26 protein-coding genes and 1 tRNA gene are annotated in these 25,717 nt (G+C 46.8%); 9 read left to right on the top strand and 18 right to left on the bottom strand.

From position 1 onward, the window contains the following. Nucleotides 1-116: 116 nt before the first annotated feature. Nucleotides 117-1,346, top strand: coding sequence for a peptidase T (pepT, locus tag ACLJNW_RS05620; RefSeq protein ID WP_000359412.1), 1,230 nt, complete (start codon nt 117-119; stop codon nt 1,344-1,346). 3 nt (nt 1,347-1,349) lie between these two features. After that, the gene (locus ACLJNW_RS05615; protein WP_023204576.1) at nt 1,350-2,684 is read left to right on the top strand and encodes a hypothetical protein; all 1,335 of its coding nucleotides are present in this window, start codon (nt 1,350-1,352) and stop codon (nt 2,682-2,684) included. A 39-nt stretch (nt 2,685-2,723) separates the two neighbouring features. Here ACLJNW_RS05615 and ACLJNW_RS05610 read toward each other — a convergent pair whose 3' ends face one another. From ACLJNW_RS05610 to rluE, 9 genes are all read right to left on the bottom strand, one after another. Continuing rightward, nucleotides 2,724-3,845, bottom strand: a complete 1,122-nt coding sequence (locus ACLJNW_RS05610; protein ID WP_024154809.1) for a cupin domain-containing protein — start codon at nt 3,843-3,845, stop codon at nt 2,724-2,726. Nucleotides 3,846-3,925: 80 nt separating this feature from the next. Continuing rightward, a complete protein-coding gene (gene phoQ / locus ACLJNW_RS05605) occupies nt 3,926-5,389 on the bottom strand; it encodes a two-component system sensor histidine kinase PhoQ (RefSeq protein WP_001031687.1) in 1,464 nt (487 codons plus the stop codon). Next, nucleotides 5,389-6,060, bottom strand: a complete 672-nt coding sequence (gene phoP / locus ACLJNW_RS05600) for a two-component system response regulator PhoP (RefSeq protein ID WP_001537766.1) — start codon at nt 6,058-6,060, stop codon at nt 5,389-5,391. The genes phoQ and phoP overlap by 1 nt, the downstream gene beginning before the upstream one ends. A 126-nt stretch (nt 6,061-6,186) precedes the next feature. Beyond that, nucleotides 6,187-7,557: an adenylosuccinate lyase gene (gene purB / locus ACLJNW_RS05595; RefSeq protein ID WP_000423763.1), complete on the bottom strand. Its 1,371-nt coding sequence runs from the start codon at nt 7,555-7,557 to the stop codon at nt 6,187-6,189. A gap of 3 nt (nt 7,558-7,560) precedes the next feature. Next, a complete protein-coding gene (gene hflD / locus ACLJNW_RS05590) occupies nt 7,561-8,202 on the bottom strand; it encodes a high frequency lysogenization protein HflD (RefSeq protein ID WP_001519653.1) in 642 nt (213 codons plus the stop codon). An 86-nt stretch (nt 8,203-8,288) separates the two neighbouring features. Then, nucleotides 8,289-9,395: a tRNA 2-thiouridine(34) synthase MnmA gene (gene mnmA, locus ACLJNW_RS05585; RefSeq protein WP_000004541.1), complete on the bottom strand. Its 1,107-nt coding sequence runs from the start codon at nt 9,393-9,395 to the stop codon at nt 8,289-8,291. A 53-nt stretch (nt 9,396-9,448) separates the two neighbouring features. Continuing rightward, nucleotides 9,449-9,910 carry an NUDIX hydrolase gene (locus ACLJNW_RS05580; protein WP_000476067.1) on the bottom strand — a complete coding sequence of 154 codons (462 nt, stop codon included), beginning with the start codon at nt 9,908-9,910 and terminating at the stop codon, nt 9,449-9,451. An 11-nt stretch (nt 9,911-9,921) separates the two neighbouring features. Beyond that, nucleotides 9,922-10,251, bottom strand: a complete 330-nt coding sequence (locus tag ACLJNW_RS05575) for a lysozyme inhibitor LprI family protein (RefSeq protein WP_000825956.1) — start codon at nt 10,249-10,251, stop codon at nt 9,922-9,924. Then, a complete protein-coding gene (gene rluE, locus ACLJNW_RS05570; RefSeq protein WP_001249411.1) occupies nt 10,248-10,913 on the bottom strand; it encodes a 23S rRNA pseudouridine(2457) synthase RluE in 666 nt (221 codons plus the stop codon). The genes ACLJNW_RS05575 and rluE overlap by 4 nt, the downstream gene beginning before the upstream one ends. A 171-nt stretch (nt 10,914-11,084) precedes the next feature. Between rluE and icd the strand changes: the two genes are divergently transcribed. Next, on the top strand, nt 11,085-12,335 hold the full coding sequence (icd, locus tag ACLJNW_RS05565; RefSeq protein ID WP_129950266.1) for an NADP-dependent isocitrate dehydrogenase: 1,251 nt from the start codon (nt 11,085-11,087) through the stop codon (nt 12,333-12,335). 447 nt (nt 12,336-12,782) lie between these two features. Beyond that, the gene (gene sopF, locus ACLJNW_RS05560) at nt 12,783-13,907 is read left to right on the top strand and encodes a type III secretion system effector SopF (RefSeq protein WP_023204574.1); all 1,125 of its coding nucleotides are present in this window, start codon (nt 12,783-12,785) and stop codon (nt 13,905-13,907) included. 461 nt (nt 13,908-14,368) lie between these two features. Here the strand turns inward: sopF and ACLJNW_RS05555 are convergent, their stop codons facing one another. The 6 genes from ACLJNW_RS05555 to pagD form a co-directional block, all read right to left on the bottom strand. Further along, a complete protein-coding gene (locus ACLJNW_RS05555) occupies nt 14,369-14,575 on the bottom strand; it encodes a hypothetical protein (RefSeq protein ID WP_000787625.1) in 207 nt (68 codons plus the stop codon). Between the two features lie 321 nt (nt 14,576-14,896). Further along, entirely contained in the window at nt 14,897-15,685 is a 789-nt protein-coding gene (envF, locus tag ACLJNW_RS05550) for a putative envelope lipoprotein EnvF (RefSeq protein WP_023204050.1), read from the bottom strand. Nucleotides 15,686-16,174: 489 nt separating this feature from the next. Further along, nucleotides 16,175-16,414: a virulence protein MsgA gene (gene msgA, locus ACLJNW_RS05545; protein WP_000497451.1), complete on the bottom strand. Its 240-nt coding sequence runs from the start codon at nt 16,412-16,414 to the stop codon at nt 16,175-16,177. 190 nt (nt 16,415-16,604) lie between these two features. Continuing rightward, a complete protein-coding gene (locus ACLJNW_RS05540) occupies nt 16,605-17,126 on the bottom strand; it encodes an RICIN domain-containing protein (RefSeq protein ID WP_001520581.1) in 522 nt (173 codons plus the stop codon). 414 nt (nt 17,127-17,540) lie between these two features. Then, nucleotides 17,541-17,753, bottom strand: coding sequence for a cold shock-like protein CspF (gene cspF / locus ACLJNW_RS05535; RefSeq protein WP_001537306.1), 213 nt, complete (start codon nt 17,751-17,753; stop codon nt 17,541-17,543). Between the two features lie 131 nt (nt 17,754-17,884). Further along, on the bottom strand, nt 17,885-18,148 hold the full coding sequence (gene pagD / locus ACLJNW_RS05530) for a virulence protein PagD (RefSeq protein WP_012664625.1): 264 nt from the start codon (nt 18,146-18,148) through the stop codon (nt 17,885-17,887). An 811-nt stretch (nt 18,149-18,959) separates the two neighbouring features. Here pagD and pagC point away from each other — a divergent pair. Further along, entirely contained in the window at nt 18,960-19,517 is a 558-nt protein-coding gene (pagC, locus tag ACLJNW_RS05525; RefSeq protein WP_000789471.1) for a virulence membrane protein PagC, read from the top strand. Between the two features lie 390 nt (nt 19,518-19,907). Further along, a tRNA-Arg gene (locus ACLJNW_RS05520) sits at nt 19,908-19,984 on the top strand. Between the two features lie 754 nt (nt 19,985-20,738). Here ACLJNW_RS05520 and ACLJNW_RS05515 read toward each other — a convergent pair. Further along, nucleotides 20,739-21,083, bottom strand: coding sequence for a c-type lysozyme inhibitor (locus tag ACLJNW_RS05515; RefSeq protein ID WP_000977725.1), 345 nt, complete (start codon nt 21,081-21,083; stop codon nt 20,739-20,741). A gap of 702 nt (nt 21,084-21,785) precedes the next feature. Between ACLJNW_RS05515 and ACLJNW_RS05510 the strand changes: the two genes are divergently transcribed. The 3 genes from ACLJNW_RS05510 to ACLJNW_RS05500 all read left to right on the top strand — a co-directional run bounded on the left by ACLJNW_RS05510 (nt 21,786) and on the right by ACLJNW_RS05500 (nt 24,059). Then, nucleotides 21,786-22,058, top strand: coding sequence for a hypothetical protein (locus ACLJNW_RS05510; protein WP_038803906.1), 273 nt, complete (start codon nt 21,786-21,788; stop codon nt 22,056-22,058). A 151-nt stretch (nt 22,059-22,209) separates the two neighbouring features. Further along, on the top strand, nt 22,210-22,677 hold the full coding sequence (locus tag ACLJNW_RS05505; RefSeq protein WP_001218120.1) for an Hsp20 family protein: 468 nt from the start codon (nt 22,210-22,212) through the stop codon (nt 22,675-22,677). Nucleotides 22,678-23,015: 338 nt separating this feature from the next. Further along, a complete protein-coding gene (locus ACLJNW_RS05500) occupies nt 23,016-24,059 on the top strand; it encodes a sialidase family protein (protein WP_000780158.1) in 1,044 nt (347 codons plus the stop codon). 82 nt (nt 24,060-24,141) lie between these two features. Here the strand turns inward: ACLJNW_RS05500 and ACLJNW_RS05495 are convergent, their stop codons facing one another. Both ACLJNW_RS05495 and ACLJNW_RS05490 read right to left on the bottom strand, forming a co-directional pair. Continuing rightward, nucleotides 24,142-24,672, bottom strand: a complete 531-nt coding sequence (locus tag ACLJNW_RS05495; RefSeq protein WP_000929974.1) for a cytochrome b — start codon at nt 24,670-24,672, stop codon at nt 24,142-24,144. A 148-nt stretch (nt 24,673-24,820) separates the two neighbouring features. Continuing rightward, on the bottom strand, nt 24,821-25,135 hold the full coding sequence (locus ACLJNW_RS05490) for a TRL-like family protein (RefSeq protein ID WP_000182479.1): 315 nt from the start codon (nt 25,133-25,135) through the stop codon (nt 24,821-24,823). Nucleotides 25,136-25,717 lie beyond the last annotated feature (582 nt).

Here is a 25,717-nt window from a genome sequence, read left to right as displayed (position 1 = left end):
GTCAGAAAGCGTGTCAAAGTGAAATATTCTTGTTTGCAGGGATAAAAGTGACCTGACGCAATATTTGTCTTTTCTTGCTTATTAATAATGTTGTCACGAAAAGTGAGGGTGACTGCATGGATAAACTACTTGAGCGTTTTTTACACTACGTATCGCTGGATACCCAATCAAAGTCGGGTGTTCGGCAGGTTCCCAGCACTGAGGGGCAGTGGAAGTTACTACGTTTGCTCAAACAGCAGCTCGAAGAGATGGGGCTGGTTAACATTACATTAAGTGAAAAAGGGACGTTGATGGCGACGCTCCCGGCCAATGTTGAGGGGGATATTCCCGCCATTGGTTTTATCTCCCATGTGGATACCTCTCCGGATTTCAGCGGTAAAAACGTTAACCCGCAGATTGTCGAGAATTATCGCGGCGGCGATATAGCATTAGGGATTGGCGATGAGGTGTTGTCACCCGTGATGTTCCCGGTACTGCATCAATTACTGGGACAGACGCTGATTACTACCGACGGTAAGACATTGCTGGGCGCGGACGATAAAGCCGGTGTTGCGGAGATCATGACCGCGCTGGCGGTGCTGAAAGGTAATCCTATTCCCCACGGCGACATTAAAGTGGCGTTTACGCCTGACGAAGAGGTAGGGAAAGGCGCGAAGCACTTCGATGTTGAGGAATTTGGCGCGCAGTGGGCCTATACGGTCGACGGCGGCGGCGTGGGCGAACTGGAGTTTGAAAACTTCAATGCCGCCTCGGTGAATATCAAAATCGTCGGCAATAACGTGCATCCTGGTACGGCGAAAGGTGTGATGGTCAATGCGCTGTCGTTGGCGGCGAGGATTCACGCGGAAGTGCCGGCGGATGAAGCGCCTGAAACCACTGAAGGTTACGAAGGGTTTTATCATCTGGCCAGCATGAAAGGCACCGTTGACCGGGCCGAAATGCACTACATCATTCGCGATTTCGACCGTAAGCAGTTTGAAGCGCGTAAACGCAAAATGATGGAGATTGCCAAAAAAGTCGGCAAGGGGCTGCATCCGGACTGCTATATCGAACTGGTGATTGAAGACAGTTATTACAATATGCGCGAAAAAGTAGTTGAACATCCGCATATTCTCGATATCGCCCAGCAGGCCATGCGCGACTGTCATATTACGCCGGAGATGAAACCGATTCGCGGCGGTACAGACGGGGCGCAACTGTCGTTTATGGGCCTGCCGTGTCCTAATCTCTTTACCGGCGGATATAACTATCATGGTAAACATGAGTTTGTGACGCTGGAGGGGATGGAAAAAGCGGTACAGGTGATTGTGCGTATCGCGGAGCTGACGGCTAAGCGCGGCCAGTAGCGAATGTTACGCATTGTGGTGAAGCGTTTTATTATTTATGGCGGGATATTTTCCGCCATCAATTTTTCTGCCTGGAGCGCCGAATATACGCCTTCCTGGTCCCAGCGCCAGCAACAATCTGCAGCATGTTTTATGACCGGCGATGAAACCTGCATGACGTTTATTGATGATGCGGTGAGGCTGGCCTCGCGGCAATATGGCAAACGCTCAATACAGCTTGTTCGTAGCCTGCTATTACAAAGTGATATTTATCAATGGCTGGGTAAACCTGAATTAACGCCGCAAATGCTGCTGCGAGCGCGGGCAATCATGAAAACATTTCCGGCGGGCACTTATCCGGGCGATCGGGCCGATATGTTTGAACACCTGGCGGCCTTTTATGTTTACAGTGACGATCGCCATATAGAGTATTCATCTACAGAGCAGTGGCGATACGAGATTAAGGTTGATTACCGTCAGCGAATAGCCTGGCAAGAGCAGGCATTAACGTGGCGTCTTAAAGACAAAAAGGCATCGACGGAGGCATTGGTTTATACCTTAAACAGGATGCGCGACGCTTATTCTGATGCGCTGGAAGAGCGGGATGTCGAATGTGATAGTGCGCGTAAAGCCTATTATTTGGCGAAGATAGACGCAACGGAGCGGCAGTGGCTGAACGTTATTTTACGGGATAAAACCTGGGATAATCGTGAGCGCGTCGCCTCTTTTTTGCAGCAGAAAGCGGATATTGCTTATAATGCAGGGCATATTAGCGAGGCGATTAATGCGCTAAGTCAGGCGCTAAAAATTGAGCAAACGCTTTATGGCGCCGAATTCGGCGAAATGACGGTTGACAGCAATAATCTTGCTGGCTTTTATGCACAGGGCCATCATTATAAGGAAGCGAAAGATCTCTACCTTAAACTTATCGCGTATTACCAGAGCCGTTTAACGCCAATGGCGACGGTAATATCACGATTACGCTTTTATTTGCCCGAAAACATCGACCTGGACAGTACCTCCCCCTATCTCCCATTGCTGGAAGAATATAAACGTCGGCAGTCCGACGTATCCATGGTGTTGTATGGTATTTCGCTGCTTTATAAGAATAATCAACAGCTTGAACAAGCAAAAGACTTTGCGGAACGCGCCTTTGCGCTTGATGCCGTAGCTTATCCAGCAAAGATGCAGTATGAACGATTACAGCAACTGGCTAATATTGCCGAAGGTCTTGGAGATAACGTACTGGCGCGACGCTATCGGCAAATGTCATTTCGCCATCGAATGGCCCACTCGATTTATCCGGGCGATCCGCAATATAACGATGTCGCCAAACCTGGCGGCGATCGTTGTGGATAGTTTGCGTCAGCCCGGCGGTCGCCGGGCATTGCGATGTTCTTATCCTTCGAAGAACCAGTACCCGCTATTCACCAGTGCCGCCAGCATCGCGAGGAAGGACGGGTCTTCCAGCGCATCGCCGAAGTTTTCAGCGGTCAGTGCAATATGACTGGCGAGCGCCTCCAGAGCGGGGCGATGCGGAGAGTCTATTTTTTCGCCATTCGCATAGACCTCATCGCCGATACGCAATACGCGAAGCCCGCCGAGACGTACTAATACCTCGCCTTGCTTTAAGGCATCGTAAATTTCATCAGGCTGATACGGCGGCTCCGGCGGCGCAATATCCAGTTCGTGGCGTGACTGAGAGAGAAACTCGCCAAGCCACTGTTGGAAATGCGCGGGTTGATTGATCAAATCGAGCATCATATTACGCAGTTTATCCATCTCCTGCGGCAGGATATCCGCCGGATGCTTGCGGGACGGCATATCCGGATCGCTGTAGTATGTATTGCCCAACTCCCGTTGCAGGACGTAATCGGCAAAACCGCTGATCAGCTCACGGCTATTGGGCGCACGAAAACCGACCGAATAGTTCATGGCGTTTTCCAGCGCATAGCCTTCATGCGGGAATCCTGGCGGAATATACAGAATGTCGCCCGGCTCCAGCTCTTCATCAATAATGGCCTCGAACGGATCGACTTGTAACAGGCCGGGATGCGGGCAGTGCTGACGCATTTGCAGCTTTTCGCCCACGCGCCAGCGACGGCGACCGGTTCCCTGGATAATAAACACATCATACTGATCCAGATGCGGGCCAACGCCGCCGCCGGGGACGGAAAAGGAGATCATCAGATCGTCGATACGCCAGTCCGGCAGAGCGCGGAACGGGCGCATCAAGGCGGCGGTGGGTTCGTGCCAGTGGTTTACCGCCTGTACCAGCAGCGACCAGTTGCTCTCACCCAGATGATCGTAGCTTTCGAAAGGGCCATGGCTGACCTGCCATTTGCCATCCTGATGGCTAACGAGACGGCTGTCGATTTCGCTTTCCATCGCCAGCCCCGCCAGCTCATCCGGCGAGAGCGGATCGATAAAGTTGCTAAACCCACGTTTTAAGACCACCGGGCGTTTTTGCCAGTGGCGTTCAAGAAAGTCGGGCCAGTTAAGAGTTAATTGGTATTCCATGTTAAGTATCCGCAGGCTGGTATCTGACACCGATTATAACGGATGCTTAACGAGATGCGTGGAAGAACGCACAGAAATGTTTATTCCTCTTTCTGTGTGGGATGCTGTCGGCCAAAAACGACCTCCATACGGGCACCGCCGAGCAGACTGTCGCTGGCAATGATCTGCCCGGCGTATTGTTCCGTAATCTCGCGCGCGACAGCCAGCCCCACGCCTTGTCCTGGTCGTAGGGTATCGGCGCGCTGACCGCGATCAAACACCAGGGAACGTTTGCTGTGGGGAATGCCTGGGCCGTCATCTTCGACGAAAATATGCAAATGATCGTCGGTCTGGCGAGCCGAAATCTCGACAAACTCCAGGCAATATTTACAAGCGTTGTCCAGTACGTTGCCCATTACTTCGACAAAGTCGTTTTGTTCGCCGACAAAACTGATCTCTGGTGAAATATCCATACTGATATTCACCCCTTTACGCTGATAAACTTTATTTAGCGCGGAGATCAGGTTATCTAACAACGGCGCGACGGGATGCAGTTCGCGGCTTAACAACACGCCACTACCGCGCATACTGGCGCGATGCAGATAATAGCCAATCTGCTGGGAAATCCGGCTGATCTGTTCCAGCATCACCGGTTCAGCTTTGCTGACGCTCATCTTTTCGTTGCGTAAAGAGCGTAACGTACTCTGCAAAACCGCGAGCGGCGTTTTTAAACTGTGCGTCAGGTCGGTCAGGGTCGTGCGGTATTTGTTATAACGTTCACGCTCGCTTTTGAGCAGTTGATTAAGGTTGCGCACAAGGCTGGTCAGCTCACGCGTCGTCTCCGGATTGAGCATTTCGCGGTGATGATCTTCAAGCTCGCGGACTTCCCGCGCCAGCGCCTCGATAGGGCGTAAGCTCCACCAGGCGGCGATCCACAGTAAAGGAATGACTAACAGTAAATTGGCGGCCAGCACGTATACGAACCAGCTCCACACCATATATGAGCGTTTTAGTTCTATCGGAATGGTATCGACCACCACGATGGTTAACTGCGGCATCCGCGCCGTGGCAGGATAAATATTTACCGCTACCGAGTGGGTCATCTCCGCATCATCGTCATCTTCACGTACTTCTTTGAGTTTTTCCTGCGCGGAATGGTCCTCGCTCAATAGCGTGCTGGTAGCGTCTACGTTGGTTTCAATTTCATGGAAGCCGTTCGTTTTTAACCATTCCGGTTGAATGCTTTTAATCAGCCAGGGGATATTGCGCTGCGTCCATAATAATTTGCCCGTTTCATCGTAAATCAGCGTCATGGTCGGACTTTGCATGTCCAGATTTTCAGGCAGCTCAACGCTGATTTTATTATTTTCCCATTTGGCGAGGGTATAAAACAGGTTGCTTTCGCCGCGCAGCAAACGAAAGGTGGTTTTATCAAAACTTACGCTATAGCCGACCAGCGCCACTATGCCATATGCCAGAGAAAGCACCAGCACGACGCCGGCTGTCGCCAGCAAAAAACGAACCCGCAGCGACAGCGGCAGAAAATGGCGAGCAAATTTATTCATTAGCGCAATTCAAAAAGATATCCTTGTCCGCGTACGGTGGTAATGACATCGTGCGGATACTGGGCCTGTATTTTTTTCCGCAGACGCCCCATGAGAACATCAATGGTATGACTTTCCCGCAGTTCCGCATCCGGATACAGTTGAAGCATCAGCGAATCCTTGCTGACCACTTTACCGTTGTTACGGATAAGCGTTTCCATAATGGTGTATTCGAACGCCGTGAGTTTGATGACCTCTTCATTGACGGATAATTCCCGGCGTGAGAGATCCACCTGGAACGGCGGGATGTTGATCACTTGGGAGGCCAGACCGCTATTACGGCGCATTAACGCCTGCATACGCGCCATTACCTCTTCGATGTGGAATGGCTTCGTCACGTAGTCATCGGCCCCGGAGCTGAGAACCTCGACTTTATCCTGCCAGCCTTCGCGCGCGGTTAACACCAGAACCGGCAGTGAAACATCACTGCTGCGCCAGCGGCGTATTAAGGAAAGGCCGTCTTCATCCGGCAGACCTAAATCGACAATAGCGATATCCGGAAGGTGTTCATTAAGGTAGTAATCAGCTTCCCTGGCATCTTCTGCGGCATCGACCTGGTGACCTGAATCCTGGAGCTGAACCTTCAGGTGGTGGCGTAATAATGCATTATCCTCTACAACCAGTACGCGCATCATCTCTTCTCCCTTGTGTTAACAATAAGAACAGTCTAGCGTTGATTATGGTGCTTTGGGGATAAACAGTTAATAAACCAGACAAATAGTCACCCTCTTTCTGAAGAAAAGAGGGTGAGGCAGGCATTATTTAAGTTCGTCGACCAGAGTCACAGCGCGACCGATATAATTTGCCGGCGTCATGGCTTTAAGGCGCGTTTTTTCTGCTTCCGGCAGGGCCAGACTATCAATAAACTGTTTCATTCCTTCGGCATCAACACGCTTGCCACGGGTCAACTCTTTCAGTTTTTCATATGGTTTTTCAATACCATAGCGGCGCATGACGGTCTGGATCGGTTCGGCTAATACTTCCCAGTTGTGATCCAGTTCGTCAAGCAGATGATCGCGGTTTACTTCCAGCTTGCTGACGCCCTTCAGGGTGGACTGATAAGCGATAAGCGCATAGCCGATGCCGACACCCAGGTTACGCAGGACGGTTGAGTCGGTCAGATCGCGCTGCCAGCGGGAAACCGGCAGTTTGTTTGCCAGATGGTGCAACACTGCGTTAGACAGACCGAGGTTGCCTTCTGAGTTTTCAAAGTCAATGGGGTTAACTTTATGCGGCATGGTAGAAGAACCGATCTCCCCGGCGATGGTTTTCTGTTTGAAATGGTTCAACGCAATATAGCCCCAGACATCGCGATCGAAATCGATCAGGATGGTGTTAAAGCGCGCGATACAGTCAAACAGTTCCGCAATATAATCATGCGGTTCAATCTGGGTGGTGTAAGGATTCCACTGGATGCCCAGCGAGGTGACGAACTCTTCGCTGAACTGATGCCAGTCAACTTCCGGATAGGCGGCGATATGCGCGTTATAGTTGCCTACGGCGCCGTTAATTTTACCGAGGATCTCCACCTGGTTGAGCTGGCGGAACTGACGCTCCATCCGATACGCCACGTTCGCCATCTCTTTACCCAGAGTGGAAGGCGTTGCCGGCTGGCCGTGGGTGCGGGAGAGCAGAGGAATGTCGCGATACTGCGTGGCGAGATCTTTAACCGCGTTAATCACCTGACGCCAGTAAGGCAGGATCACTTCATCGCGCGCGGTTTTGAGCATTAACGCGTGCGACAGGTTGTTAATGTCCTCAGAAGTGCAGGCAAAGTGGATAAATTCGGAAACGTCATGTAGCGCCGGGATCGCGGCGACTTTTTCTTTCAGGAAATACTCAACTGCCTTCACATCATGGTTAGTCGTACGCTCAATGGTTTTAATGCGCGCGGCATCTTCTTCATTGAAGTTTGCAACAAGCGTATCCAGGTAACCGTTTGCGTCGGCAGCAAAAGCAGGAACTTCCTTGATCGCTGCGTGCGCGGCTAATTTCTGCAGCCAACGTACTTCGACTTGTACACGAAATTTCAGCAAACCGTATTCGCTAAAAATTCCGCGCAGCGCGCTGACTTTATCGCCGTAGCGTCCATCGACAGGGGAAACGGCGGTCAGTGAGGATAATTCCATAGATCATAACTCCGGGGTTAAATGAGCAAGAATTTGTTTTGCCTGAGTCGTCAGGCGATGACGAGAAAACATAAGTTGTAGGCGACCACCGCCTACCTGATGCCAGAGCACGGCTGCACGGATGCCTGCCAGTAGCGAGGCGCGGACTTTGGCCTGCACCTGCGGACTTTGCAGAACGGCCGGGGAGCCCGTCACCTGAATGCGCGGGCCCAATGGGCTAATCACATCCACGTAGATGCCCGCCATGGCGCTCATTAACGTGTCTGACTGTAAATCAAAATGGTCAAGCTGGCGCTGCAGGCCGTTAATGCGATCGCCTAACGTATTCAACGCGCCTTTGGCGGATGACAGCTTGCGCTCCAGCACCATCAGGCTAAGCGTATAACGCGTCAGTTCGGCGTTAAGTCCTTGTCGGCTACTGGCATTCAGCACGCCGAGCAGTGTTTCCAGACCAAGACGCAGGTTGGCTTCGCTGCCGCCGAACACGCCCAGAGTAGAACTGGGATTCATATCAATGACACTGTTGAGTGAAACGTGCAACGCGTCGGCATCACAGTGCCCCTGGTGCGCCAGTTGTTGCACCAGGCGTGCCGACTGGCAAATGCCAGACAGCGCGAGGGTGATGTCATAATAATTCTTTGCCACAATCACTGCTTCCTTGTATCAAATAAAATACACTTCATCTTTTAAGCCGCTTTGAGGCGACTTGAATGATGTTGTGTATTGAATAATCAGACCGTCAGCGGCAGTCGCTGCTCGATAATGCCGCCGCCCAGGCAGACTTCGCCGCTGTAAAAGACAGCGGACTGGCCCGGCGTAACGGCGGCAACCGGCTCGTCAAAAATGACCTCGATACGATCGTCATTCAGCGCGTTAATCGTGCACGGAATATCGGTCTGGCGGTAGCGGGTTTTTACCGTACAGCGCAGGGTGCCGGTGAACGGTTCGCGATCGACCCAATGTAGCTGCTGGGCGATGAGGCCTACCGACATCAGGCGTGGGTGCTCATGCCCCTGGGCGACAATTAACACATTGTTTTCAACGTCTTTATCCACCACATACCAGGGGTCTTCGCTACCGTCTTTGGTGCCGCCGATTCCCAGCCCTTTACGCTGACCGAGCGTATGATACATCAGACCCTGATGCTCGCCGATTTCATCGCCGTCAACGGTAATGATTTTCCCCGGCTGCGCAGGCAGATAGCGCCCTAAAAAGTCGCGGAATTTGCGCTCGCCGATAAAGCAGATACCGGTAGAATCTTTTTTCTTTGCGGTTACCAGCCCCAGATCTTCGGCGATTTTACGCACCTGCGGTTTTTCCAGCTCGCCAACCGGGAACAGACTTTGCGCAATCTGCTCATGGCCAAGCGTATAGAGGAAGTAGCTCTGATCTTTGTTACCGTCGAGCCCGCGCAACAACCGGCTTTTGCCGTTTACATCCGCGCGACGGACGTAGTGACCGGTGGCGATATAGTCGGCGCCTAAATCTTCTGCGGCAAATTCAAGGAAGGCTTTAAATTTGATCTCTTTATTGCACAGAATATCCGGATTCGGCGTACGGCCCGCTTTGTACTCTTCAAGGAACAGTTCAAAGACGTTATCCCAATATTCTGCGGCAAAATTAACGGTATGCAGTTCAATGCCAAGCTTGTCGCACACGGCCTGCGCGTCAGCCAGATCGGCTGCCGCGGTACAGTATTCCTCACCATCGTCCTCTTCCCAGTTCTTCATGAACAGGCCTTCTACCTGATAACCCTGTTGTTGCAACAGCCAGGCGGAAACGGAGGAATCGACACCGCCGGACATGCCGACGATCACTTTTTTTGGGCTTTCTGACATTGGAATACTCGCGACATTGAACTTCAAGGCGGCGTATTCTATCACGCAGCCCTTTACTTGACACCCTCTGTAAACGGCCAGTTAAATTCGCCCACTATAGATAAGGGGTAACGTTGTCCCGTTTGATAACTGCGAACGCTTTCAGCCACCAGCGGAGAACGTAAATTCGGCGCGTTCAGAATCTCGTCGGCGCTCACCCAACGGCAGCAATCGATGTCATTGTCATGGGGGTCGGTCGCGCAAATATGATCAAGCTTGATAGCGAATAAAAAGCGCAGGAACGGGGTTTTATCCGGCGCAATCCACTGATGCATACGGATAAAATACTGTGGTTGTGCCGTGATGCCAGTCTCTTCCCACAGTTCTCGCGCGGCGGCCTGCGCCAGCGTTTCATCTGCCTCCAGGTGTCCGGCAGGTTGATTCCATAACGATTTACCGTTGATGGTCTCTTCCACCACCAGAAATTTATCTTCGGCATGTACGATGCAGGCAACGGTCACGTGCGGCTTGAACATAGGCATCCTTATTAAAGCGGTTTATCAATGTGGTCATAGATCGCGTCAAGCTGTTTCAGACGCTCGTTATAAGCTTTTGTCAGGCAGGTGACATCGGCCTTGCACTGCTGACGCTGTTTAAGCCAGCTCTGCTGGGCGTCCTGCAGCGCGCCGCGACTGCCCATCGCGAACAACCCTTTTAGAAACTGATATTTGGTGTGCATTTCCACGTCTTTATCATTCAGCGTCAGGTGCGCGCAGATAGCCTTTTCATCCGCAGCCTGCGCTTTCTGGCAGTCGAAGCTGGCCGCATTAACGGATAACGGTGTTAATAAAGCAAAAGCAATGAGAAGCCGTTTCATCTGTCTTTCTCCTGTGCGATCTCGCACCACTGTCCATTATCGAGGCCGTTGAGCGTGTAGTCGCCCATGCTGTAACGAATTAATCGTAGAGTGGGATGACCGACATGCGCTGTCATGCGTCTTACCTGGCGGTTGCGGCCTTCATATAAGGTGACTTTTAGCCAACTGGTGGGAATATTCTTCCGTTCGCGAATCGGCGGGGTGCGCGGCCACAGCCAGTCAGGCTCCGCGACAATCTCAATACCGGCGGGCAGGGTAGGGCCATCGTTGAGCGTGACGCCAGTACGAAGCGCCTGCAGCGCTGCATTATCCGGGATGCCTTCTACCTGAACATAGTAAATCTTGCCGGTGCGTTTGCCCGGTTGCGTGAGGCGCGCCTGCAGCGCGCCGTCATTAGTCAGCACCAAAAGCCCTTCGCTGTCGCGGTCCAGGCGGCCTGCGGCATAAACGCCTTGCACAGGAATAAAATCTTTTAACGTGCGGCGACCTGCTTCATCCGTGAACTGCGGCAACACATCGTAAGGTTTATTGAACAAAACCACGCGTTTTGGCTGGTTTTCTTTCCGTGATTTAGATGCTTGTCGTGAGCTGAATCGCTTAACGTAGTGATTTCTAAAAGAAGTTTTTTGCATGGTGTTTTCAGAACTTATTAATTGCCGCATTATAGCGCAATAATGAGTGTCTTTCATGGCGGCAAACAATAGGGTAGTATTGACATGCTCATTACAAAACATTAACAAAAAATTGCTCTAACGCAGTCGTGCAGCAGGACGCCATTGCACATGCAGCGCGATGACAGACGAGCAAACCAGAAGCGCTCGAAGGAGAGGTGAATGGAAAGCAAAGTAGTTGTTCCGGTGGAAGGTAAGAAGATCACCCTGCAAAACGGCAAACTCAACGTTCCTGAGAATCCGATTATCCCGTTTATTGAAGGCGATGGTATCGGTGTTGATGTCACTCCAGCCATGCTTAAAGTAGTCGATGCCGCCGTCGAGAAAGCCTATAAAGGCGAGCGTAAAATTTCCTGGATGGAAATTTACACCGGAGAAAAATCCACACAGGTTTACGGCCAGGATGTCTGGCTTCCCGCTGAAACCCTTGATTTAATTCGTGACTACCGCGTAGCGATTAAAGGTCCATTGACCACGCCGGTTGGCGGCGGTATCCGCTCTCTGAACGTTGCCCTGCGTCAGGAGCTTGACCTGTACGTTTGTCTGCGTCCCGTTCGTTACTATCAGGGCACGCCAAGTCCGGTGAAACATCCGGAGCTGACCGATATGGTCATCTTCCGTGAAAACTCTGAAGACATCTACGCCGGAATTGAATGGAAAGCTGACTCTGCAGACGCTGAGAAAGTGATCAAGTTCCTGCGCGAAGAGATGGGCGTGAAGAAAATTCGCTTCCCGGAGCACTGCGGTATCGGTATCAAACCGTGTTCTGAAGAAGGCACTAAACGTCTGGTTCGCGCGGCGATTGAATACGCTATTACCAACGATCGCGATTCCGTCACGCTGGTACATAAAGGCAATATCATGAAGTTCACCGAAGGCGCGTTTAAAGACTGGGGCTACCAGTTGGCGCGCGACGAGTTCGGCGGTGAGCTTATTGACGGCGGTCCGTGGCTGAAAATTAAGAACCCGAACACGGGTAAAGAGATCGTGGTTAAAGACGTTATCGCCGATGCGTTCCTGCAACAAATCCTGTTGCGTCCGGCGGAATACGACGTTATCGCCTGTATGAACCTGAACGGTGACTATATTTCCGATGCCCTGGCGGCTCAGGTTGGCGGTATCGGTATTGCACCAGGTGCGAATATCGGCGACGAATGCGCGTTGTTTGAAGCGACTCACGGGACTGCGCCGAAATATGCGGGCCAGGATAAAGTCAACCCAGGCTCCATTATTCTGTCTGCGGAGATGATGCTGCGCCACATGCAGTGGTTCGAAGCCGCAGACCTGATTGTTAAAGGTATGGAAGGCGCGATTGCCGCGAAGACCGTGACCTATGACTTCGAACGTCTGATGGCCGGCGCTAAGTTGCTGAAATGTAGTGAGTTTGGTGACGCGATTATCGCGAATATGTAATAACGATAATTGTTAAAAACAAAAACGGGGACTTAACGTCCCCGTTTTTATTATTAGTATTCGAACGGTTATCAAAACTTTATCAAAACTCCCTCAATTCAGACCGCAATAGTAGTTCATCCTTTACCCCGATCGTCATGATAACCTGAGACCCCCCTGAAAGCTGATAGTTACCGATTTTGATTGTAGTGGTTTTCTTAATAATGTGTGATTTGGCTATTTTTTGAAAGTGCCTTACCAGATTTATTGTTATTATCAGGATAATTTTTTAATAAAAAGTGATGGTTTATTGACTACAATAGTGGGTAGGTTAAGTATTTTATAAAATTATTAGCATGCTTTATTTGCTCTTCTACAAGGCTGCTAAGAAGTGTTGAAATATCAGCCCGATAAAGAATACGTCAGCGAAAGTGAATGCTATATTAGTCATAAAAATTAAGGAGACATATGCTCAAACCTATCTGCCATAGTGGAAGTATAAAGGTTCCGGAATATCTGGAAACAGATAAGGAAAAAAATGCCGGACGTACTCCACTGTCTTCAGACATTCAGCAAGTTAGAAATGTTGTTGAAGATGTTCCGCCATTTCCAGAAAGCAGAACGGCGAGAGGTTCTGTAAGCGCAGCGTACAGGCTTTCTTTTGACGAAGTGTTTTGCGGTCTCAGCAATGAAGAGCGTAAAAAGGTGTATGGTCGCCTTTTTGGAAAACAAGTACTTGCGCATATTCATTCCAGGTGTCAGCGCGACGCTGACATAATAAGAGAAAAAGCGCTCAGGCGGATAAGCCGTGAGTGTGGTGCCGAAATAGATTGCGCTCTCTTACTAAATAAGATGGTGGATATTTTACAAAATGCCCGGCTGACAATAAATTTTAATGCAGCAAAAATTGACTTTGTCTCTCTCTTAAAAAATAAAGAATATCTGAACTCTTATGCATTAGGTTGCAGACCGGGAGATTTACCTGCTTATAATGTCGGGCGTGATTCAGTTGAAACTAAAGCATTTGAACTGGAGAAGCTTGCAGATTCACCTTATGCCCCATATGGTCAGACAGGCGGTTTTTCCGTAGCATATACTCCAAACAGTAGAACTTTTAGCCCTACAAGCAGACCAATTTATGCTGCACTGGACTTTCTGAACGGTGAAAATGGAGGTGCCAGCGCCTATGGGAAATCATTTTTTGAATTAAATGATAATGTAAAAACAAATTGTACATTATCACCTTTTGATATCTACGGCCACAGATTTGGTCTGGATACTAGTAAATTATCTACATTTTGGCATATGGAGAACCTGATTGCATCCTGTCAAAATGATTTTTTTGGTTATAATTGCTTTAAGAGTTTGGTTAAAATGGCTAAGGGCGAAAAATTTTTAGCTCATTCTAATTATGGTACAGGCTATGAAGGGAATTATATAGAGGCTCATATTCATGGTGATGTATGTTTATTCAGAGATATAAAACACGTTTATTTGTCTTTGCAAGAAAACTCTTACTCGAAAAGTCAACTATATGATTATGCAAAACAAATAAACCAGGCGCTTAATAGAGACTGCATAATATTATATTGACAAGCTTATTATCAGTCTCTTTAAAAGAGCTTTAAATGATCATGAGCGCATACTTCTTGAGGTAGGCAGTAACTGCTTTTATATTTATTATCTCAGGACCGTTCTGGCAGATACCTGTGTGGCACTTTAGTGTGGTCTGGCAAAATAGAGGAATATGGACCAGCAGAAGCGCCTGCTGGCTGCTTTTCACTTAAAATGCTGGACTTCACCGGTGCTTCAGATGAAGCGACCTTCACAGTCATCAAGTGGCCTGTATTACCACAGGAGTGATTTACTGGCTATCGATATTCCTGCTCATATCAATGACAGTATTTCGCTCTTTCCCGTACATTGCTCTCCCGACCAGCTCACGGTCCAGTACATGACAGTTCTTTTCCGCTTCGCTACGCCTAATTTTTTGTTTTTTAGTTGCTCTGTTTTATTGCGCTGAATTTGTACCTCAAAACAATAATTTTAAATACTTATTTGAATATTTTTTTTATGATTTTTTCACGAAATGAGTAAAAAACAAAATGAAGAATGATATAAATAATTAATGCAATAAAAAATGATATCACACCAATTGATGGTCCTGTTTTGTATACGAATAACATGCATAAAAATATAGCAAATAGATCAAGGGAAATATCCGCGATGAAATCAGTAATTATTTTGAAAAAATTCTTCATATTACCTCTTTAAAATATCTATTTTATTCGTCATTTTTAGGCTGGGCAGTGCTCGAAATTCTCACGTACAACGTGTACGCTCCGGTTTCTGCGCGCTGCCCGGCTTCACACTGGCTCCAACAAGTACGCCTGCTGGAATAGATTCCTGGCGTCACATAACTTCACCTGGTTATCCACAAAAGACTCAATAAATAAACATCTTGAGTACGAAAAATGACAGTGTCAGAGAATGAAATAGCGATTCGCTGTCTTCAAGCAGTGCCTTAGTACCTGGCACGCGCTCTTTCGCGCTATAATTTTTATCAATGTTTGTATCGCCTGCTATTTTTTTAATGTCTGCTGTATTTCGTTCATCTTTTCAGCTGCTTTTTTACGCTGACTTTCAATGTCTTTTCTCGATTGTTCAACAAGTTGCTGTGCTTTTTCGGCTTCTTTTTTTGGGTCGAAAGGTTCTTTGATCTCATATCCGGCAATAGAACCATCCTTATTTAAGGTCATTACCGCACGTGCTGTATTTTTAGCAGTGATGGTAATGTCATAGACGAATTCGCCATTATGAGCTATCTCTGCTCGTACAACGATATCGCTATCTTCCGTAACGGAAATGATGCCACTGGCGTTAGCGCGTTTAATTGTTTCCTGAATACGCTCTGGTATAATGCTGAAATTGATCGAGTCGAATTTGAATAAAGCCTCTTTTAGTGCTTCTTGTTTTTGCTCCTCTGTTATAGTGCCAAAGATGGTTAAGTTGACAGGCGAAGGTCCCCCCCAGTAGCCGTTGTTAAATTTAAACATCTCTACTTTAGCAGGGGTGTTAACGCTTTGTCGAATGAATGAATACCCGCCATTGAAGAAACGGACTTCAATAATCGCAAGATTGGCTCCACCTTTTGCGTTGATATTGGCAATAGCTTTTTGCATTTCGGCTTTGTCGTAAAAGAACATTGATTGCTGGTGCTCTTTTTGCTGGATTTTTTGCATGTATTTCTCTTGATTTTTTTCAGCTTCCGCCATGGCATCTTTATCGTTATCACAGGCGCTAATTAGAGTTGCCGCGATGAAGGTAATCGGAAGTAAGAGATTTTTATATGTAACATGTATTTTATTCATGTGAAGTATTTCCCTTTTTTATATAAAATAGATAGTCTTGACTGGTCGAGACTATCCTGGAAACATAGTAATAATGCGTGTGCATATCTGCAGTAAGTTTTAGTTATGCTGGTTTTATTTCGGATTTTTACCTGTTACTTTTTGTTCGTAAATAGGTATTTTACGTATTGATGATAAGTTTAGAACCTATCCCAGTAGGCGTAATCGTTAAAGCCAGTTTGGCGAATAAAAGAGTCTAATGGGATAGGCTCTTAATAAACAACAAAACCAAACGTACTTTCAGATTTCAGGCTGGAATGCGCACAGCTGATTGTTGATAAGGGCTACTCATACCGACAGGCCAGTGAAGCGATGAATGTCGGTTCCACATACCGGTCTGAGGTATCAACAACAACATGTTCTGAGTGGTAGCGTTTGCGTTATATCGTCACAGACAGCGCCTCAGGGCGCTGTTTTCGATCGGACATGTCGCTTTCGCAGGAGGGGACGTTATTCGGCGACCAGCCACATATCAGCCTCTTCAAACATCTCTTCCAGCATACGGTGCAGCCGTTCTTTCTCGGTTTTTGTACAGTCACTGTTTAATGCGTTCGCCTGCATTGGCTTAACTTTCACTTGCGCATCGGGAAAAAGTTGATGTACGCGTTTTGTGAGTTCATTGAGGATGATTTCGCGTGCGCCTGGCAAACCTTCAACATTTCGCTTGTCATAAACGAGTTCGACGAACATCGCCATTTCCTTTTTACTGGTTGGATGACCAGTATTTAAGCTGGGTATATAACTGGTGTCAAGGTTTAGCCGCCGTTTTGTCATCCTGACGTTGCGGACGTAAAGTAAATTGATCGCACGTGGAAGTAAAGGTCGCTAACCTGTTGTCGTGTCAAGAGGTTAGCGGCACTCTCTTCACAGCGGTGTCCTGCTACCTGATGGTAAATTCCAGGGCGCGACTAAAATCGCAATCGGCCAACACAACAGGGTCGCCTTTTCTGACAATAATGCTATTTGTGCCCAGGCATTTTCGGCTCTGTTTCCCCTTAATTTTGTTATCATCAGTGAGCCAGCGCTGGTTATCATTACCCGTGCATGAATAAAGAATGATTGGTGTGCCTTCTTTTGTACCTTGTCCTGCGGCATCCAGACATTTCTCACCCTGCGTGATTCTGTCTCGGTGAAATGAGAAAAGCTGAGATTGCACATGCTTACACTCCCGCAGCGTCAAACGATTCTGTTGATCTGGGCCTGCATCAAGGCACAGACCATCAGTTGTCCGAATTTGTTCCGCGTCATTTATGTAATAACCACCGGAATTAATCTGGTTTTGTGTAATGACCGGGAACGACAAATTAATACTATAAGGTGTGGGTAAGCCGTTCGTCGTACATCCACATAAAATAGAGGAGAGGCAGAGAACCAGTGTGGTTTTTCCTGAAAGCAAAGTCATTCAATTATTACCCTAAAAATAAATAGCGTTACAACTATATTGGCGATTTATACCCACTGAATATGACGTAGCATTGAGCGGCAATAGAGATAATTCCGATAGAATCACATAAATGCTTCGGTTAAATGCGCGCAGCCAGCCACTCCTGTGACGATGGGTATATAGCGTTAAATACTTTTGCAATATTAGATGCTATCACAGTGAAAAACGGCTGTACATTTCTTCACGTTAAACAAAGTGAGAAGGGGGGGCACCCGATATATGATAAAAGAGGTCACAGGAGTCATTAGCAAAATAAATCTTTTAGATTTTCGCCACTGAAAACATTCTGCAGCCTTTCAGGCAAAGCCTCATAGCAGGCTGCGGAGGTAGACGTACTCGCTAAATTTTTCTGAAAAAATGCCGGGTGACGAATTATGAAAGATAAACGTTGGCGGCGGTAGGTCCGCGGAGGCCATTAATACGACAAAACTCAACGCGTATACCGGGGATAAGCGCTTCTGTTTCGTGTTGGCGACATGCTGAAATGTGGACCTGAACATCTTTGCGTCCATCGGAGGGGGTGATGAGACCTTTACCGCTCTTACAATCAAAGGTTTTGACAATTCCTGTCATTTTACGAGACAAACAAATTCCTTAATGGGGATAACGAGGCGCACTATACACGTCAGGAAAAATAATGCCAGCTATATTTGATGACAATCAAGATTTCCGGGTGGCTAAAAGTAGTCGTTCGGCATCATTGTAGATAAATAACATTATGTTCTGGAGAGAGTATTCCCTTTCCTGGCGTCATTGACTGGGGCGGACATCATGGGTTTTGTCGTCGGGCAGGACGGTGAACTAATCTGCCTGGCTTGCTTTTTATCAGTATTTGTAGGTGGTTGCGGGGTTTTACTACCAAAATCGTAGATAAAAATATCCCATGATGCCTGTTGTAAACCAGAACAATGGCCTGAACTGGCCAAAACATGGAATGAAAAAATAAGTAATGACCAAAGCATAAAAGCATGATGTTTCATAGCACCTCCTGTTATATATAATGACTTGTGAAGTTCATCTCCTGAATTATGGAACGTCATTGACATTTTTTATTCAACGAAGAGTTAACCACTCTTAATAATAATGGGTTTTATAGCGAAATAGACTTTTTTATCGCGTATTCAATATTTGCGTTAGTTATTATTTTTTTGGAATGTAAATTCTCTCTAAACACAGGTGATATTTATGTTGGAATTGTGGTGTTGATTCTATTCTTATAATATAACAAGAAATGTTGTAACTGATAGATATATTAAAAGATTAAATCGGAGCGGGAATAAAGCGTGCTAAGCATCATCGTGAATATGATTACAGCGCCTGCGATGGCATATAACCGTATTGCGGCTGGAGCGTCACGTGAGGACTGTGAAGCACAATGCGATATGTTCTGATTATATGGCGAGTTTGCTTAATGACATGTTTTTAGCCGAACGGTGTCAAGTTTCTTAATGTGGTTGTGAGATTTTCTCTTTAAATATCAAAATGTTGCATGGGTGATTTGTTGTTCTATAGTGGCTAAACACTTTATGGTTTCTGTTAAATATATATGCGTGAGAAAAATTAGCATTCAAATCTATAAAAGTTAGATGACATTGTAGAACCGGTTACCTAAATGAGCGATAGAGTGCTTCGGTAGTAAAAATATCTTTCAGGAAGTAAACACATCAGGAGCGATAGCGGTGAATTATTCGTGGTTTTGTCGATTCGGCATAGTGGCGATAACTGAATGCCGGATCGGTACTGCAGGTGTTTAAACACACCGTAAATAATAAGTAGTATTAAGGAGTTGTTATGAAAAATATTATTTTATCCACTTTAGTTATTACTACAAGCGTTTTGGTTGTAAATGTTGCACAGGCCGATACTAACGCCTTTTCCGTGGGGTATGCACAAAGTAAAGTTCAGGATTTCAAAAATATCCGAGGGGTAAATGTGAAATACCGTTATGAGGATGACTCTCCGGTAAGTTTTATTTCCTCGCTAAGTTACTTATATGGAGACAGACAGGCTTCCGGGTCTGTTGAGCCTGAAGGTATTCATTACCATGACAAGTTTGAGGTGAAGTACGGTTCTTTAATGGTTGGGCCAGCCTATCGATTGTCTGACAATTTTTCGTTATACGCGCTGGCGGGTGTCGGCACGGTAAAGGCGACATTTAAAGAACATTCCACTCAGGATGGCGATTCTTTTTCTAACAAAATTTCCTCAAGGAAAACGGGATTTGCCTGGGGCGCGGGTGTACAGATGAATCCGCTGGAGAATATCGTCGTCGATGTTGGGTATGAAGGAAGCAACATCTCCTCTACAAAAATAAACGGCTTCAACGTCGGGGTTGGATACCGTTTCTGAAAAGCATAAGCTATGCGGAAGGTTCGCCTTCCGCACCGCCAGTCACAAAACAGGGCTTCTTTACCAGTAACACGTACCTGCCTGTCTTTTCTCTCTTCGTCATAGTGACGCTGTACATAACATCTCACCAGCATAAGCACAGATAAGGGGTTGTGGTAAGCAATCAAGGTTGCTCAGGTAGGTGATAAGCAGGAAGGAAAATCTGGTGTAAATAACGCCAGATCTCACAAGATTCACTCTGAAAAATTTTCCTGGAATTAATCACAATGTCATCAAGATTTTGTGACCGCCTTCGCATATTGTACCTGCCGTTGAACGACTACTGAAAAGTAGCAAGGTATGTATTTTATCCAGGAGAGCACCTTTTTTGCGCCTGGCAGAAGTCCCCAGCCGCCACTAGCTCAGCTGGATAGAGCATCAACCTCCTAAGTTGATGGTGCGAGGTTCGAGGCCTCGGTGGCGGTCCAATGTGGTTATCGTATAATGTTATTACCTCAGTGTCAGGCTGATGATGTGGGTTCGACTCCCACTGACCACTTCAGTTTTGAATAAGTATTGTCTTGCAATCCTGTTACAGAATAATTTCATTTATTACGTGACAAGATAGTCATTTATAAAAAATGCACAAAAATGTTATTGTCTTTTATTACTTGTGAGTTGTAGATTTTTCTTATGCGGTGAATCCCCCTTTGCGGCGGGGCGTCCAGTCAAATAGTTAATGTTCCTCGCGAACCATATTGACTGTGGTATGGTTCACCGGGAGGCACCCGGCACCGCAATTTTTTATAAAATAAAATTCACACCCTATGGTTCAGAGCGGTGTCTTTTTACATCAGGTGGGCAAGCATAATGCAGGTTAACTTGAAAGATACGATCAATAGCAGAAACCAGTGATTTCGTTTATGGCCTGGGGATTTAACCGCGCCAGAGCGTATGCAAGACCCTGGCGCGGTTGGCCGGTGATCGTTCAATAGTGCGAATATGAATGGTTACCAGCCGCTGCGAATTCTACCTGGGTCACTTAATAAAGCAAAACATTTAAACGCTCAACAACGACAATTCAGATAGTTCGAACTTTTCTTTAAAAATAGGATTAACCATGCTTAAAAGTGGTTACTAATTAGCCATTATACTACGGTAGTGATTCACATATTCTTTAACGTTACGTTACAGGAAGGTTGAAGTGGAAATGCCTGATGAGTCTTCAGGCATTTCTTAAGGTTAGTTAGCTAAGGAACAGTTACTGAGAACAGGTTTATCATCACCTTCCACCAGTTCAGCCGTTTTGCCTTTGGTATAAAGTTTATAAGTATAATTTTTGTCTATGGCTTCGTAATTTGCTCCGGAGGCCATTTTCATTAACCGCATCGGGATCATCTCGTTTACCTGACTGATAATCGCATAGGCGTTTCCAGCCTCGGTGTTGACGTAAATCACCTCCATAACCTGGTTATCATTACAGGTGTATATAGATTTAGAAATCTCCTGCGAAGCTGCTATAGAGGTGGTACTGGCGCTAAGCGCAGCGAGAAAGAGGGTAAATGGGATCAATTTACGTTTCATCATTAGTATCCTTTGTGCATAAAATTGTCGTTAATTCCCTGAAGAACGGGAGATAAAGCGGCATCAATACGATGAATGCTGTAGTATTCCTGTTTACTGACGAAAAGTGCGCCAGAAAAGCGTATTATAATTTATCCATCACTGACATATGTGATGAGTAGACAAATCTTAAAATCATAAACTATAGGCTGCAAATCATTATGGTGCGATAGAAAATGATTGTCACCACAGCTCAATACTATGGCATAAAAACCGAAGAAAACGGTACTGTTCACTGTCTCGTTTCATACGGTATCTGTCAGTGAAACTATTTCTTCAAATGATGGTCTTTTTATTATCGATCAGATAATGGCATCAACAGGGGTTATTCAGGAGTATATGTGAAAAAGTGGCTTATAGGAGGGATATTGATCGCAAGTTTTCTGACCGGTTGTCTGATGTGGCACAACATTGATAAATGGTTTAATAAAGATATCGAATTTTTCTACGTCGGAGACGATAGCTAAAATTCCAGACAGTTGGCAACGGGTGTCATATCTTCAGGTATGGCGCCCGGAGCCGCCGGGCGCAAATTGTAGGTGTATAAAAGTCATTTCATTAAAATTTTAGCGACAACATGGACAGTCACTACCGCGTGCTAACGGCCCTCTGAAGTCACAAGATGAATAAGCCAGTTTTTTGTTTCAGCGGTGACTGAAACATATTTTGTTCCTGGTGGTCTTACCGCCAGTTGCTGAAAAAGACAACGATAATGTAACTGTTGCAGAGACTGACGAATACGACGACCGTGAATTTTATTTTTGGCGACCATATTTCCTCCCAAAAGGCCGCCCGAAGGCGGCGCTGGGTTTGATAATGGAGAAGGGCGTTGGTCACTGCCATAACCAACCTGTATACATTAATGCAATTGATAATCATTATCAATTGGGCTTGTGGAGAAAAATTGTAAAGATGAAGGGACAGCGGAAATGGCAATGAACGGGATGAGACTTTCGTTAACCACTTAAATTCGTGACTAAAAAAAGGCTTTTATAGACTTGAAAATGTTTTTCCCGTCCCTATGTAGTCAGTGGACAAGCAATGCTTGCCTTGATGTTGAACTTTTGAATAGTGATTCAGGAGGTTAATGATGGCACTCAGAACCTTGTCAGCACTTCCCGTGTTTGCTGATTCTCTTTTCTCTGACCGTTTCAACCGTATTGATAGACTTTTCAGTCAATTAACAGGAGATACGCCAGTCACTGCGACGCCAGCTTACGATCTGCAAAAGCGCGATGCGAATAACTATCTGCTTACCGTGAGCGTTCCTGGCTGGAAAGAGGAAGAGCTTGAAATTGAAACGGTTGGCGGCAACCTGAATATTACGGGTAAACACACTGAAGAGACGGTAGAGGATCAGACGCACTGGATTTATCGTGGTATTCGTAAGGCGGATTTCCAGTTGAGTTTTTCTTTGCCTGAACATGCTAAGGTGAATAATGCGAAACTGGAACAGGGTCTCTTGTTGGTCGAGATTTACCAGGAGATCCCTGAAAGCGAGAAACCGAAAAAAATTGCCATAGAAAGCAAACCAAAGGCGATTGAACACAAATCATAATCGCGTTAATGAAGGCCCGTTTAGACGGGCCTTCATTGCCTGTAGCGAAAAGTATCCCGTCATGCTTGTAGGCACAGATCGCTAAATATTATAGCCCTGACCTCTATATTATCCCGTGCCACTGACCTCGTCGCCATTGGACGGCGGTAAGTTGGAATTATCCGCGAGGTCAGTCCAATTTTTGTCCACTCTCGACATTCTGCCTGTTATGGGCGCGATACCTGAATATAAATTCGTATAGCGGTTGATCGTTTTCACCGCGTTGATGCCATTTCTGCTAACACTACTTTCATACGTAAAAAAGCTGATGCTTTTTACCTTATTTAATAGAGGCAGGTATGAAATTAGTGCTCGTCAATCGGCAGGTCATTTTACCGGAAAGCGGAACCGAGTCCTTCCAGTGCCATGCCTCTACGCTTGTTCGCTTACCGTGCGGTACGCTCGTGGCCGCATGGTTCGCGGGGTTGCGCGAAGGAAGCGAAGATACAGCCATCTGGCTATCTCGCTATGAACATAATATCTGGACAACACCGCAGCGAGTGGCGGCACGCGAGGGGGAAGCGCACTGGAATCCGGTGTTATTTTACCCGTCGGATAAATTGTGGTTATTTTATAAAGTAGGCAGCGACGTACACGTGTGGAAAACCTGGTTTATCACCTCCAGCGATCGAGGATTTACCTGGAGTACGCCAGCTCCGTTGGTTAACGATGATATTTTGCCGCGCGGTCCCGTAAAAAATAAACTCCTGCTGGCATCAAATGGCGCCTGGATTGCGCCAGGGTCGATTGAAAGTCCTGAACGGTGGAGGGCATTTGTGGATCGATCCTCTGACGAAGGAAAACACTGGAATATCTCTTTTGTTCCGCTGGAGCCTGATAACGCTATTTCCGGGACAAACGTAGCGTTGTGGGATGGTGTAAAAAAGGGGATGTTGTGGGAATGTTGTCTGGAAAACCTCCTGCGCTGGGATGGCGTTATTCAGCCTACGCTGTGGGAGTCTTCTCCGGGGCATATCCATATGTTGTTACGAAGCACACGCGGGGCAATTTTTCGCAGTGATTCAATCGACTATGGCGCTACCTGGTCTGTTGCCCGCGCGACATCTTTACCGAATAATAATAGTGGTATCGATCTGGTTAGTATGCAGGACGGTACGCTGATTCTTGCGTTAAATCCGGTCAACGGCAACTGGGGAAAGCGCTATCCGCTTTCACTGATTGCTTCCCAGGATAATGGCGAATCATGGCTACCGCTACTGGACCTGGAAAGTGACCACGGTGAGTATTCTTATCCTGCTATTATTAGCGAGGGCGGCGTCGTACATATCACCTACACGTGGAACCGGAAAAATATCGTATATTGTCGATTACAAACGGTATAAGGCGCTATCAGTCGAAACCGATAGCGCTGGAATAATAATGCCTTGCCCGGCGTGCTCTCTCACGTCGGGATGGCCGAAATAGTCATGATTTACCGGGTAACATCCTTGAAAATGTATCGTCTTTTTGTATGTAATGGTGAAACAACGCCGCTGCTGCATGCATGGCAATCAGGAAATAGCCGATATTGGCCAGCATTTCATGAATACGCTTTATATCCGATTTTAGGGTGCTATCTGGCGTCAAAAATACCGGTACAGTAAAACCAAAAAAGCTCCAGCTTTTCCCGCCTGATGCCATCATCGCGACGCCCAGCAGCGGTAAGGCGAGAAAAGTGAGATAAAGCGCGATATGCATTAATTTAGCGGCTACGTGCTGCCAGTGAGGAGGGGGAGGCGTAATGACCGGATCCGGGTATTTGTGTTTAAGATATAACCGTAAAAACATCAGCGCCCAGACCAGAACGCCCATGTCATAGTGCATGTCTTTCATAAACAGGTAAACGCTGGAGCCTTTTGGCGCCCACCCCCGTAACTCAATAGCCGCATATGCGATGCCTGTCAGGAGCAGTGTTAACCAGTGAAGCGTTATTTGCAGTCTTGAGAAATGTGCCATTATTATTATCCTTTATTAACAACTGCTTGTAGGGTATGCGTAAAATCTTAACAGAACCTTAAAGCGGGGGCTGAGTCGCAAGGAACAGACAGAGATAGCGGCACGTAAAATGGGATAAAAAGCCGGCGGCATCGCCGGCTTACTGTTGTTATTGTCCTCTTACGACAACACAGGTTTTACCATAAAACGGATATGAGCCTGTAGTTTCATAATCAACACTCGACACTAAAGAAATATCGCCCGCTTTTTTCGCTGAATCAATAGATGCGTCGCCGGTATTTACAATACCCAATACCGTTTGCGCACACGCTTTACCGGTTTTGGTTGCCGGGAGACTCGTGGCAGTAATTGGCCCTTTAACATCCGTATATAAGCCAATCCCTGTCGGTGATGGTCCTGTAGCACACCCCGTTAAAAGAGAACCAATAAAGATAATTGAAAAAATGTGTTTTTTATTTGTCATGGGATTAGTCCATTATAAATTAATAGAAAACTTACCGTCCGAAAATGTCCGGACAGTCATTTAAAAAGTGGTGTATATTAAATATGCGATATTACTCTTTGCACCCTCCTGTTGATGTCGTACCTGATGGACAAATATCCGTTGAAGCCGGATATATTCCCCATGCCGTGTTTTTATAACTTGCGCATCCTGTCAGCAATGAGAACAGTACGGCTAAAAAAATCATCACGAGCCCTGGCGGCGTTAACATTTTTCGGTTGGACTCCATAGCATGTCATTTCATCGGGTTGCCATATGACTGGCGTTCTGCTGGTAAGTTTCATTAACGCCCGGTTCGTTTAATATTGGTTTAGGTTTAAAGCCAGGAGGCGCTAATTACGATACCTTCTTACGTTTCAGTACTGACTAATAACGTTGAGAAAATGAACAGCGTCGGATGGGAAGACGTAATACAGAATAGAAAGGAAATAAGAGAATAAGATGGCGTTAATTAACCCGGTATTCCTGGCGTCATTTCCCTTGCGTTTTATCCCCGTCAAAAGCGGCCTTTAGCCCACGTTGGCGCTCCCGACGTTTGTGCGT

Source organism: Salmonella sp. SAL4457 (assembly GCF_046548235.1).
GTDB lineage: Bacteria > Pseudomonadota > Gammaproteobacteria > Enterobacterales > Enterobacteriaceae > Salmonella > Salmonella enterica.
This window is presented reverse-complemented; position numbering and strand designations above follow the sequence as displayed.